General features: G+C 34.7%; 11 protein-coding genes and 1 pseudogene. 6 read left to right on the forward strand and 6 right to left on the reverse strand.

The window, feature by feature from the left end:
* Nucleotides 1–623: pseudogene (locus AC3DU7_RS00535) on the forward strand (hypothetical protein); the annotation flags it as partial.
* A 616-nt stretch (nucleotides 624–1,239) separates the two neighbouring features.
* Entirely contained in the window at nucleotides 1,240–1,644 is a 405-nt protein-coding gene (locus AC3DU7_RS00540) for a hypothetical protein (protein WP_488037418.1), read from the forward strand.
* Between the two features lie 61 nt (nucleotides 1,645–1,705).
* Here AC3DU7_RS00540 and AC3DU7_RS00545 read toward each other — a convergent pair whose 3' ends face one another.
* On the reverse strand, nucleotides 1,706–2,305 hold the full coding sequence (locus AC3DU7_RS00545) for a hypothetical protein (protein WP_488037419.1): 600 nt from the start codon (nucleotides 2,303–2,305) through the stop codon (nucleotides 1,706–1,708).
* A gap of 985 nt (nucleotides 2,306–3,290) precedes the next feature.
* Here AC3DU7_RS00545 and AC3DU7_RS00550 point away from each other — a divergent pair.
* Entirely contained in the window at nucleotides 3,291–3,581 is a 291-nt protein-coding gene (locus AC3DU7_RS00550; protein WP_488037420.1) for a hypothetical protein, read from the forward strand.
* A 1,372-nt stretch (nucleotides 3,582–4,953) separates the two neighbouring features.
* Here the strand turns inward: AC3DU7_RS00550 and hisA are convergent.
* The 3 genes from hisA to AC3DU7_RS00565 form a co-directional block, all read right to left on the reverse strand.
* Complete coding sequence (gene hisA / locus AC3DU7_RS00555; RefSeq protein WP_488037421.1) at nucleotides 4,954–5,727, reverse strand: 1-(5-phosphoribosyl)-5-[(5-phosphoribosylamino)methylideneamino]imidazole-4-carboxamide isomerase; 774 nt, start codon at nucleotides 5,725–5,727, stop codon at nucleotides 4,954–4,956.
* A 34-nt stretch (nucleotides 5,728–5,761) separates the two neighbouring features.
* Nucleotides 5,762–6,448 carry a DUF2459 domain-containing protein gene (locus tag AC3DU7_RS00560; RefSeq protein WP_488037422.1) on the reverse strand — a complete coding sequence of 229 codons (687 nt, stop codon included), beginning with the start codon at nucleotides 6,446–6,448 and terminating at the stop codon, nucleotides 5,762–5,764.
* Nucleotides 6,449–6,606: 158 nt separating this feature from the next.
* Nucleotides 6,607–7,278: a TetR/AcrR family transcriptional regulator gene (locus AC3DU7_RS00565; protein WP_488037423.1), complete on the reverse strand. Its 672-nt coding sequence runs from the start codon at nucleotides 7,276–7,278 to the stop codon at nucleotides 6,607–6,609.
* A gap of 204 nt (nucleotides 7,279–7,482) precedes the next feature.
* On the opposite strand from AC3DU7_RS00565, the gene AC3DU7_RS00570 reads away from it, so the two are divergent.
* Together AC3DU7_RS00570 and AC3DU7_RS00575 are read left to right on the forward strand one after the other, a co-directional pair.
* Nucleotides 7,483–8,037 (forward strand): carboxymuconolactone decarboxylase family protein, encoded by a 555-nt coding sequence (locus tag AC3DU7_RS00570; protein WP_488037424.1) that lies wholly within the window; start codon nucleotides 7,483–7,485, stop codon nucleotides 8,035–8,037.
* Between the two features lie 415 nt (nucleotides 8,038–8,452).
* Nucleotides 8,453–9,406 carry a Rieske 2Fe-2S domain-containing protein gene (locus AC3DU7_RS00575; RefSeq protein WP_488037425.1) on the forward strand — a complete coding sequence of 318 codons (954 nt, stop codon included), beginning with the start codon at nucleotides 8,453–8,455 and terminating at the stop codon, nucleotides 9,404–9,406.
* Nucleotides 9,407–9,805: 399 nt separating this feature from the next.
* On the opposite strand, the gene AC3DU7_RS00580 is transcribed toward AC3DU7_RS00575, so the two are convergent.
* Both AC3DU7_RS00580 and AC3DU7_RS00585 read right to left on the reverse strand, forming a co-directional pair.
* The gene (locus tag AC3DU7_RS00580; protein WP_488037450.1) at nucleotides 9,806–9,979 is read right to left on the reverse strand and encodes a zinc ribbon domain-containing protein; all 174 of its coding nucleotides are present in this window, start codon (nucleotides 9,977–9,979) and stop codon (nucleotides 9,806–9,808) included.
* Between the two features lie 197 nt (nucleotides 9,980–10,176).
* A complete protein-coding gene (locus tag AC3DU7_RS00585; RefSeq protein ID WP_488037426.1) occupies nucleotides 10,177–10,536 on the reverse strand; it encodes an STAS domain-containing protein in 360 nt (119 codons plus the stop codon).
* Between the two features lie 1,441 nt (nucleotides 10,537–11,977).
* Here AC3DU7_RS00585 and AC3DU7_RS00590 point away from each other — a divergent pair.
* Nucleotides 11,978–12,460 carry a tellurite resistance TerB family protein gene (locus tag AC3DU7_RS00590; RefSeq protein WP_488037427.1) on the forward strand — a complete coding sequence of 161 codons (483 nt, stop codon included), beginning with the start codon at nucleotides 11,978–11,980 and terminating at the stop codon, nucleotides 12,458–12,460.
* Nucleotides 12,461–12,941: the final 481 nt, after the last annotated feature.

The following is a 12,941-nucleotide window of genomic DNA, read 5'->3' on the forward strand; positions in this document are numbered from 1 at the left end:
ACTGCGGTCAGTGGTCTTCAGTGAAACAGGAAGCTAGCTCCAAAGCTCATGCAATTCCGGTATGGGTAAGTTTGGGTAAGTTTAGTAGAACGGTTCATGATGAGTGTAACGGTTCAGATGTCTTCGGTTCTGATATTTGTACTTGTCGCCCCTATTTGGTGCATGGTATTGAGGTGTGTATTCAGACAGCACAGGAGGGTGGAGTCGGTGTTATTGTTTATTTCCGTAAAGAGGGAAGAGCGTTGGGAGAGGTGACTAAGTTTTTGGTTTACAATGCTCGGAAAAGACAAGAAGGAGGCGATCGCGCAGATGCTTATTTTGCTCGGACTGAATGTGTGGCGGGAGTACAAGATATGCGGTTTCAGGAAATGATGCCTGATGTTTTGCATTGGTTGGGCGTGAGTAAAATTGACCGTTTAGTGTCGATGAGCGATATGAAATATAACGCTATTGTTAATTCTGGTATTGAGATAGTGGAGCGAGTACCTATTCCTGATGACTTAGTGCCGGAAGATGCACAAGTGGAAATTGCAGCGAAGAAAGCGGCGGGTTATTATACAGATGGGGAGGTGCCTGATGAAAATGTTTTGTCAGAGATTAAAGGGAGAAATTTAGCTGATTAAAACCTGGCAGAATCATTAGACATCTCCGATAATAAAAAATAAAATTAATTAGGGTTTGCTGAAAAAGTCTTTTTTTCAGAGGAGTAGCCAGAATCCAGAATTCAGAATCCAGGAGGAATGAGAATCACAGAAGAAATAGCCAGAAGAATCTTCCCTTGATTTTCTAACCATATTTTTGCCCAAAACCCTAGATTTTTGAACTGGAACTACCTAAAAGCTGATACTTTATTAGTACCTGCAAAGTCTGAAACCTTTGCCATTAAAAACTTTGATATTTAATCAGCAAGCCCTAATTATCGTACTCTTATTCATTAATTCTTTCCTCCTACTCCCTCTTTTATGGAGATATCTAATGAACAAATATTCTATTATTACAAAGCAGGTAGGTATTGTACTGATTTTAGCAGGAATTTTTAATACTGTATGTATACTCTATCTAAGAGTACAAAGTCAGAGCAATTCATCCTACTCATTTATATTGAACACTTTGGCTGTAGTTGGAGGAGTGTTGCTCTTTTGTGGAGACTGAAAACCTATGCAGGAGGTTAGATGGGTTGCAGCATTTTTGCTCTCTCGCTTTTTTAGCTGGTTATTCATACTACTTCCTTTAGACCTTATGACAACAGAACTTTGGTTGGCTCAAATTCGCCTCTTGCCTGTTAGTTTTTTTATTCCACTTCTAGTTGAAATAGTAACGGGTTTTATTGCATTCTGGGTTTACATCAAATTAAGAGCTATATATGTATTTGGTGGAAGAATTAGGCCAAAACGTTCAGTCTCCACGCCCAAGCTGGCATTTATTTTGGGCATCTTATATACACTGATATTAGTGTTTTTTTTACAGTTCATACTGAGAGGAAAAACTGGAGCTAAAGCTATAGAGATAGCCCAGATAGAATATGGAAATTACTATAAGTATCACGTCAGGGGTATACAATGGGAGAAAAATCAGGTTAAGGCTAATTTGATTGGTTATAATGAATGCGAAATCAAATATCTAACAGTTCAGTGGAGTCAGTAAATAAGTATTGAAATTAGCAGAAATGAAGGCATTAAAAGAAGCGGGAAGTATCAATCATCTATTATTTTTCTCCTTCTAAATATTGAGTTTCAACTTGAGTTCCACTCATAATTTTTTTCCCTGTTAAATATTGAGTTTCAACTGCTGGAGTTCCACTCATAAATTTATTATCAGATTCCAGTGGCAATAAAATACTTGACGCTTCTTTAACTTCCGAAATTAATGCTTGTCCACTACCATTAAATAAACGAATAACTGCATAAGAAATTAATACAGGTGAAGCTAAAATTAAAGCAGCTATCATTCCTACTGGTGCGGCAAGTTGATAAACAATTAAAGCAGTAGGTTGAAATTCTTCGTATTGGGAAAAAACCTTAGATAACCACCATATTAATAATGCCATTACAGCAAATCCGAAAAGAGTGAAAATTGAAGGTATGATAAATGATACAAATACAGCCATTGCTGTAATTAAAGCACCCCAACCTTGAGTAACAATTTTTTCTGATAGGTCAGAAAACATGATGGTTCCATGTACAAACCAATAGATAAATCCAAATACTAATGTTATTGCTGCCCCCCCTAAAAAGATGTTAACGCCCTGAATAAAAAGTTGCTTAATTTCATCATTGTTTAAGATAGTTTGTTTATTGTTTTCCATTTTTTATCTCTCCTAGTCTTTAACTTTATACTATACCTTATACTTTTTTTCGTAAATTTAACCCAACTATACTGGTTTCAAGATTAAGAAATAGGAAAATTTGATTCAGAAAGTATCTATAAAATAAATCTTAAAACAGCTTAGGGACTTTAGTATCCAAATCCCTTACAGTTTAGGCAGATAGCAATAATATTGGCGAGTAACTATGGAATTATTTCCGCCTCACCTAACTCTACACAAAAGCGTAATTTTTTATAGCAGAAGGAAGAAGGAAAAATCTTGCGCTGTCTGAGTTTTAAACTTTTAATATGTCCTAATCTTTCCTTCGACTGCTATATCTATGAATACAAAACCCTCTAGCTAAAATGATTGTACTAATTATTATATACTGGTGCTAGTAAATATTGGTATTGCCTCTCCCAGATTTTTGTAATTGGCCAAGTTCCAGATTAAGTTATCTAATAGTTATTATTTCGGCAAAATTTGAACAAGTATTTGTGCATCCTAAGTCAATTTCCTGACCAAGTTTATCAAGATTATTTAGTCCGTTTTTCTGGAAAGCAAATTAATCATAAATTTCATTATGATAGTGTCAAGCAAAGTCAAAAATGGTTCAAAATTCACCAAGAATATTCTCCTTCTAGAACCAATTGAGATTGTGTTGATGCTTATGAAAAATGTTTCCCAAAAACTGAGGAAATTTTGGATTATTTTTCTAGTTTACAGTTAATTGGATTAGGCTCTGGTGGTGGAACTAAAGACAGTTTTTTATTGTCGTGCTTATCTAATCAACGGTTAGAATTAATTTATTATACTTTTAGATGTTAGTCGATCTCTTTCTATAATTTCTGCTCAAAAAGCTAGAAGTTCTTGACCTGAATTATCTGTACAACCGATTGTTTGCGATTTACTTCATGCTGACGATCTAATGCTTCAGATTAATAAAAGGAATGAGCAAGAAAGGAGAATTATTACATTTTTTTGCATGATACCTAATTTTTCTCCCCAGCAAATTTTCCCAATTTTAAATAATTTCTTGACTGACGGAGATTTATTGTTATTAAGTGCTAATTTAGCACCAGGACCAGATTATGTTCGGGGTATTGAAAAAATTCTGCCACAATATGATAATGAATTAACAAAAGATTGGCTGATTACTGTTTTGGAAGATGTGGGAGTTAATCGGGAAAATGGGAAGATTAAATTTGGGATTAAAGATGATGAGGAAAATCCTAATTTGAAAAGAGTTAATGCTTGTTTTGAATTGAATCAATGATGTGAGTTTTAAACTGGATGACCAACTAATTTAGTGGAAAAGTGGGGATAAAATTGGGTTGTTTTTTTCTTACCGTTATACGACAACAAAGCTGCAAAAAATCCTCAGTAGTTATGGGATAAATATATTGAATTATGGGGAAGCTGCTAATCAAGAAGAGGGTGTTTATCTCTGTCAAAAAGGGAGTAGAGAGTAGGAAGTGTGGGAAGATGGGGAAGTCCAGTAGTAGAACGACACATCTAAAACTGTGCATTAGCTTTACAGGATTTGCTATCAATAGTCCTACTTCATAAATTTCGCTTTTTTCTCTTTCAAAAAAAGACTGGTTTTTGATTAATAAATTAAACAAATTCCCGACTGAAATGGAGATGCTCATTTCCTCTAGAAACTCTAATAGACATCTCCAAAAATCAAAAATAAAATCAATTCTTATCCATAAATTATCAATTATTCTTCCCTGTTCCCTGTTCCCTGTTCCCTGTTCCCTCTTTTCTGGAGATGTCTAATAGTTTGCCTTGGGTCATATTTGCCCCATAGTACAAACTGATGATGAAGGTTTTGATTCCCGGACCAAATTCTCCTTCGTAACCTGCTGGTAATTCTGCTAGATAAGTTTTTCGCGTAGAGTGTGAGTAATATTTCTGTTTACGGAATCATACATTATCAGTTCCCAGGGTGATGTCTTGAATGATTTGTGCATCCATGGGCAGTAATTCCATTGGATACTCTAAATATTTCTTCTCTATCTATTTTGACCCTAGATTTTTTACTTCCCTTTGAATGGTTTTGAGGTAGCTTTCGTTCTTTTTATGATGAGTATCGCACATAAATTATCAATTCTTTCCCCCTACTCCCTCTTTTCTGGAGATATCTATATTCATTGGCCTTGGCAGTTATAATCATTTCCTACCCCATCATATTGAGTGGATACTAATTTACAATTTAAGTAGAAGGGTGCAAAAAAACAGCAAGTTAGTAACGAAAAGTAAATTTGCCAAAAACTATCTTCCCTTCTGCCTTCTGCATCCTGCCTTTTCATAACGATAGTTTTCAACACCGACCTACTTAATTTTATAGATAATAATTGCTTTTGGAGAGGTTTAATAGTAATCTTGTTTGAATTGTGAGATATCTTAGACTTTTAGGGAATAAAGAATGAGAAACACAGAAACAATAGCAAGGAACGAGTTAGTGTTTGACTTATGCTGATCGTAAAACGAATAAGGGGAAATGTTTTTCCCAGTGTTGAGTTGCAGAAGTGCGCTACCAAGCACACCTTTCACCAATGAGGGGTAACACCGCTGTTCCCTGCTATATCCTATTCCATATTGGTCTAAATTTTAGAGCTATATGCAATTATAAGGATTCGATCTTAAGCAAAAGCAGAATATCCTAAATTTGGAGGAATATCTTGCCAACGTCCTTGACCTACAGCTTGATTTGCTTCTGTCAAACTAATATCACCAGTGTACAAAGCACGACCAACAATTGCAGCTTCTACGCCCATGGTTTCTAATGCTAACAGACTTAACAAATCAGTAATTGAACTGATACCACCAGAAGCAATAATGGGAATATTGGTGGCAGCAGCTAATTCCCTTAAGGATTGTATGTTAGGGCCTTTAAGAGTACCATCTCGGTGAATATCAGTATAGACGATTGCTGCAACTTTTAGTTTAGCCATTTGCCGAGCGAGTTCAGTTGCTGAGATCTCAGATGTTTCTAACCAACCTTTAGTCGCGACTTTACCATCTCTGGCATCAATGCCTACAATAATTTGACCAGGAAATTCTTGACAGAGGTTACATATTAACTGAGGTCGTTCGACTGCTACAGTTCCTAAAATAGCTTGTTTGACACCAAGGGCAAGCACGCTTGCTACTGCAGAATAGTTGCGTAAACCGCCCCCTAATTGTATTGGTACATCTACTGCTTTGATAATCGCTTCTATTGTCCTTTGATTTACAGGTTGACCTGCCTTTGCACCGTTTAAGTCTACCAAATGTAGCTTTGTTGCTCCTTCATCTACCCATCTTTTTGCTACATCAACTGGGTTATCATTAAACACTTGCGTTCGCTTATAATCTCCTTGATATAACCGTACACAACGTCCGTCTAATATATCGATTGCTGGTATAATATTCATAGACAATATTTTTTGTATTCAAAACTACTATTTTTTAACAGTTGCACTTACTGTTAATATGATACATAATCGAACTAGAAAGTCCTGACCACACAGGAGTTTTTACTCCTGCTAATTTCATACCTTCAGCAGTCCAATCATTACAGCCTCTTAAAATTGAATAACTACCTTTTCCTGCATAAAAACCGCCTCCATAATTATCGTCTACGATTAGGTTTACTTTATTACCTTGGGCATCTAACTGGAAGGAATTATTGATGAATTTCATCAGCCTACGGTAATTAGATTGATTAATTATAGCACACTTAATTTCATATTGTTGAGGAATATTTTGATATGCTAATACCCTCATAGCAGAGGGTGTTGGCAAGAAAATGGCCTTCATAATGGTCACAATTGGCAATGATGTCCCAGTATAAGTTTCGAGAAAATAGGCTCTATCGCCAAGGCCAAAAGCTAGATAATTTATGGAAACTGATGGATTAGCTATTAATTTTAAGTTTAAATATTGCTGCCAATCCCAAGTTTTAGTTCTGACTGGAACTAGAATATCTGTGTGGATACCAGTATCATAAATATAGATAGATATACCTTTGTCTAATAAAGTTATATCGCAGGAATTATCCCACCAATTTCTCGGAGTAATATAACCAATAAATAAGCAAATTACTATAGATAAAATAGTACTTAATAGCAATTGAAAAGTTCTGTTTTTTAACATAAAATATTGGGGATTTATTGATTAGGGATCATCAATATAAACAGCGATCATGACGATCCTCTATCCCGAATAGGTTCCAAATTATTAAATGTTAATTATAGATGTAAAAAATAAACTAATTAAATTACTATAGAAAAATTTAACCTTTTTTTTGTATTTTAAACTTTACTAGAGTTTTCTGAATATAAAAGCACGCCACCTAGAACTAAATTGATTACTTCTTGAGTTTGTTTTTCAATCATTTCCTGACTCAAAAGTTGTCGATCGGGTTTGATATAACTGAGATTTTCCTGAGCATCAAAATAAAAAGTACAAATCCCTAGAATATTTATAGTTGTCAAAAATGGGTCGATCTGCCGGAAACTTCCTTCTGCTATTCCCCGCTCCAAAAGACCCATCAAAAATACAAAGCTATCTTGCCAACCAGTTAATTGTCCGTATTTACCCTGATTTTGAATTGCTTCATGGAACCACAGTCTCCCTCTATACGGATGAGATGCTTCGTAGGCGATCGCTGAACGTATTGCCATTTTCAAAGCTACTTCTGCTGGCAACTGCTCTAGGTGCGACTGCTGAATCATCTGATTAAGTTCTATAGCCAAGCGTTGAAAAACCTCCTGATATAAAACCTCCTTACTTTTGAAATAATAGTAAATCATGGCTTTTGTTACTCCTGTACGAGCTGCGATCGCGTCTATTTTTGCCCCAGCTAAACCATATTTCGCAAATTCCTCCTCTGCTGCATCTAAAATTTCTGCTTTTGTTGCTTCTCGATCGCGCAATCTTCCTTTCTTGTTCAGTGATGGTTTTTCTTTGGTTTGATCCTTCACAACTGTTATAAATAGACTCCCAAAAAATTTACTGCCTTGCTCTGAAAAGGCCAAGTTTTACACTAATTGTTCTGGCCATATTTTGGCCTTAATCTTTAGTTAATTAATATTAGCATTTGCTTTGTTAACTCTTGACAAACCACATTTAAAAGCTTTATATTAATAACTAACTAAATAGTTAGTTAGTTAAAAAAGGAACAATAGATGGCACATATAGATATACCATCAGGCTTTCCCGGCATTGTGGGATTAATGAAATATCGGCCAGATACAGGTAAACTCCTGTTGGACTTGAGTGAAACCTTATTGAGAGGAGACTCACCCCTATCAGTTGAGGAGCGGGAGTTAATAGCTGCTTATGTATCCTGTCGAAATGAATGTAACTTTTGTACAGGTGTTCATGGTACGGTAGCAAAACAACTTCTCAAGCGCAATAGTAATTTAGTTGATGCAATTTACAACAACGTTGAGAATGCAGATATTACTGACAAACTTAAAGCTCTATTGAAAATAGCAGCAAAGGTACAACTTGGTGGCAAACAAGTTTCTGAGGATGATATTCAAAAGGCAAAAAATGTAGGTGCAACAGATCGAGAAATTCACGACACAGAATTAATTGCAGCAGCTTTTTGTATGTTTAATCGCTATGTAGATGGTTTAGCAACGACTACACCAAATGAGTCTGGAGCTTATGAACAAATGGCTTGTCAAATAGTAGAGTCTGGTTATGCTGGAGCCAGGGAATTATTATTTGAATAATCTTCAACTTCAGAATCTCAGAAATAATACAACCCTGTAGATAAGGAATGGAAATTAAAACATTTTTTTTGTTAGTAAGTAAGCATTCAGCCGTCAGCTATCAGCTATTGCTTTTAGTTTAGGATCAAAGCTTTTATTAACTGTCTTACTACAAACTGTCTTACTACAAAAGTTGCCTTCCTTGCCCTTAAAGTCAGTTGTTAATTTAAATACTGTCCTATATGAGAGAGTTTTGTTGCGCTCTAGCTGACAGATAATAGTTGTTTGCGCAGCATTCCGCAGGAAATGCTTACATTAGTAAACATAATTTTTGATATAGAATCCGATTATATACTATATGTTGATAATTTCTTAAATTTCTTAAATTACTTTAATCTCCCCCACTCTTCCACTTCCGAATATATAAGAGGTAGATATGAAACCAATTTTACCAGGCGCACCTTGGTTGATTGCTCATAAGTCTATGCTAGGAGTTAATCAACCTCAAAAAATAACTTTAAACGGGAAAGATTATGTTATTTGGCAAAACAAAAAAGGCGAAGTTTTTGCCCTCGATAATATCTGTCCTCATTTTCAAGCTCCCTTATCTGAAGGCTGGGTTTGTCAAGAACGAAACACAATAACTTGTCCTTTTCACGCTCTAGAATTTGATGGAGCAGGAAAATTATATAAGGCAGGTCAATTAGAAACTCAACCACTCACCCAACCTTTAGAATTAATTGTTAAAGAAGATTGTCTTTGGACTTATGGTGGATATGAACCAAGATTACCAATTCCTGAGTTAATTCAAAAAGTAACTGAAGAATATGAATTTATTGGAGTAAGTGGAGAAAAGAGTATTCAGGCAGACTTTTTAAGCAGTATGCTTGTTAACTATGATTATAATCATCAAAATGGTACTCATAAGGATTTATTTGAAATTACCTCATGTGATGTTAAGTCATATCAAACTAATGGATGTTATGCTAAAGTAGAACAATATATAACAAGAGCTGAAAATACTTTCGGAGAAATTTTAAAAAATCCGGCTTTGGGGATAATTCCTAAAGTTATGAACAATACTCTAGAATATTCTTTTCCTTCAATTACAACATTCTTACCTGAAGTACCAGTAGGTAATATTGTTCAAACTCACATTGTTTACCCAGAAAGTGAAAAGGTAACAAAAACATTTATTTTGTTATATGGAAAATTCAAAAATCCTGTCTTTAAGTTTTTGTTTAAAAAATCATTTTTACAGGCTGCAGCTACTGTTATTGACCAGGATACAACGGCAGTAGAAAGTCTTTATGAACGACAAAAATCAAAGATTAGATTGCCAAATGAAGAGATTATGTTTGATGCTGAAAAACTATATCGGAATTGGTAAAATGTATTGTTGTAGTTGATTTTACTCATGCTTTGATTTGCAGTAAAAAATGACTTATCTTGCAGATTTTTAGCACTTAAAAACAAGGAATAAATAATAATTTTTATTCCTGCTTATAAGTTCCTGATAATTTCCGTTTTCTAGAATATTTTCAATTCTAAGTGCTTGAGAAATAATATATTCTCAAACAACATTGATAAAATGATACAGCCAACTCGATCGAGAATTAGTTCATCTAAAATAATGAGATTAGTAGGATAAGTTCTGATTCATTATGTAAATATAATTTTACCAATTTTACGATTGTTTAACTACTCTTACTCTAGCTAAGTTTACGCAGTTAGAGGAACAGTCAGATTAACTTACTTACAGTAGTCAGTAGTAGGGAAATACAGAATACTACTGACCGCAGGCTAAAAATCGCTGGGAACTGTACCTACTGATGTACATAATTTTACGATTGATAGCAGAATTAAAGTCTCTTTCGGCAGTGAAACCATATTCTGTACATTCAAAAATTTTCATATTTAATGGCATTTTTTGCCGATGTCTACAGTGGGAACATAACAGTATATAATACCCTCAAAAATTTTTATGCATTTTATTTTACAGGAGAGTATGGGAGGATTAAACATGAGAATAATTCACACTAACCAGCTAATAATTACCAAAAAAGTAATTTATCTCGTATTAATTATTTAATAATTGAAGTCGTATATTAAGTATATCATTACTTTTGATAATTGTTATAATCATTCCTTTGTTCATCATCAAATAACCTGCTTGTCTGGATTGATATGAGAACAATAATTCAGTTTACTATCTGGCTTATGCTTAATATTTTTCACATTCTGCTTAATATTAAACTTTCTGTCTAGTCCAGTAAGTTCTAGATAATATTTAACTGGATCGTTCAAATTTATTAGATATAAGTTACAACCATTTTTCTTTGCTATACGATGTAATGCGACCAAAGTGACTAATCCATAATTATTAATGGAATGGATAGTGGCAAGGTCTACTACACAGCAATTTTCTGAGCTATTAGCTAACATTTGTTTCAACTTCTGTTGTAGCAGAGAACTCTTTTTTTTGTTAAAATCACCTAAAGGACGAATTAAGATAGCCATAATTTTTTCTACCTTGTTAATTTTAAATACAAAGTCATTATCCAATATTGTGATGTAGTTAGTAAGTGATTTCGATGGGCTTGATTAGTGATAATATGAAGCTTGGCTAGTGATAACATGAAGCTTGATTAGTGATAACATGAAGCTTGGCTAGTGATAACATGAAGCTTGATTAGTGATACTTTTGTTGACTAACTAATGACATAGATCACAATTGATCTTCAGCTGAAAGAAGAAAATTCCAATGACTAATATAATCACTAAAATAGCTGCTATGACAAGGAAAAGTTAATAGTGGGAAAAATCTTTTCCTCTCTAATGTTCGCGATCGTTCCATATCCTAACTAACTCTTGCGGGTGCTATGGATAGATAGTAATAGTGGGAGAATTTCTGGCACTATAAAAATCGTATATATGACAAAGCTAATGCGATCGCATTCTTTTCCTCATCTCTAATTCGGGCTTGCTGATTAAATAGCAAAGTATTGACTGATATTGGTTTGAGGTAAATTATGTCTGGAAAAAGTATGAGCTTTTCACAAGTAATATTTAAAAAAGTGAGGATTTTTGGGAAGTAAAAGCCGAAAAATCACTGTTACCATTGTTTTGGCCACTGATTCTGTAATTACCATTGCTTCTACATCCTAACTACTACCTACAAAGAGCAAAAATACTTTATTCAGCAAACCCTAATTCTTTTGATGAAGAAGGGTGGTGATACATTTTCATTAGTTGTGCATTATCCGGCAATTTTTGTTATTGATAACAGTGATAGCATCTTGCTCCCGCGCCAGGTATCCCTGATATCAAATCCCTTTTATTAGGAATAAAAAAATGTTCCAACCGATGTGCCACTGCCAAATCTTTCTTGATAGCAGGTCATTTCAGTTATCAGTTATCAGTTATCAGTTATCAGTACCTAAGGCTGTTTGCGGAGCATGACAAAGGTCAAGCAAGAGGCTTGAAATAAGGAATATATTCTTTTTTTATCCCCTTAAAAGGGGAGGCACATACCCACAATTTTTCGGTAACAGGCAACAAGCAACAGTGGGAACAGTGTTTCTCTGTCTTAAGATTCATCATCAACATAAGTCAAGCAGTAACTCGTTCCTTGCTATATCTCCCCACCTTCCCCACACTCCTCTACTCCCCTACTCAATAAGAGCTGGCGGTTGTTGGCCTCGCTCCACCAAAGTCCGTCTCATCAATAGACCTCTCCGGAAAAGAGGGAGTAGGGAGTAGGGGAAAAGAATTGATGATTTATGCGTATGGGATTGATTTAATTTTTGATGATCGCCAGATGTCTAATGGATAAAGGCCAATAGCATGGTGGGACTTCTCACAGATTCAGTTAAAAATTGTCAAAGATTGGATAATAATTGCTGAGTTGATGATAGGTTAAAACTTTAGCTATGAATAGCCAAAAATTGAGGAAAAATCTATGGCAGTACAACCACCTCCACCTCCATCTATTACTCCACGCCAGATGAATTTGTTGCGGATTGTTGCTTATATGGCTTGGTCTGATGGACAACTGGCGCAAGAAGAGGTAGACTTAATGTTAAATCGATTCAGTAGTCTTTTTGCTACAGGAGATGGACAGCAACAACTTCAGGAAGAATTAAGGGATTATTTCATGCAAAATATCCCATTAGGGGAATCAATTCCTAAATTAGAATCCCAACAAGAACGGGAACTGGTGCTAAAGTTGGGTTACGAGGTAATTGCTTGTAGCGCTCGTACTCCTGAAGAACCTAATATTAATGAAGATGAAGAAGCTGCTTATGAAAATTTAAAGCAATTACTGAATCTTCCAGGTAATGTAGTAGAGCGTATAGAAACTGAGGCAAAAACTGAACTGAATAACCAAGAGGGAATAGTTGAAATGATGACTCGTGGTTTACAGGAATTTATGCAAAATTAATGCATTGATGGTCAATGTACCAACTCATCTATATGTTGCCTTTTCCCTCTTTTACTTTCTCTGATAGAAAAAGTATGAAGAGGGCATATTTTAGTTGATTTTGCTAAAATTAAAAGTCAAATTATTTCTGTAATTGAAGAAGGAGTCAGGAATTCATTAATTGATAATTGATAATTACCTCTGGTTAAAACCGCTCTTGATTGAATATAAGGAAATATTATTCTTTTTTTCCCCTTAAAAGGGGAGGCTTTAAACCAGAATTATTTAATTATTAATTACTAATTATATCAAATCCGGTTAAATAACCTCACAATCAATAGAAATCTCCAGTAGGGAGTAGGGAGTAGGGAGTAGGGGGAAATAATTGATAATTTATGTAGGATAATTGATTTTATTTTTTATTATTGGAGATGTCTAATAGCTTAAAATCCTAATTATGACGTTATTGGATATATGTGCAATTAGGCAGATTTGATTTTAT

Source organism: Okeania sp. (genome assembly GCF_983059655.1).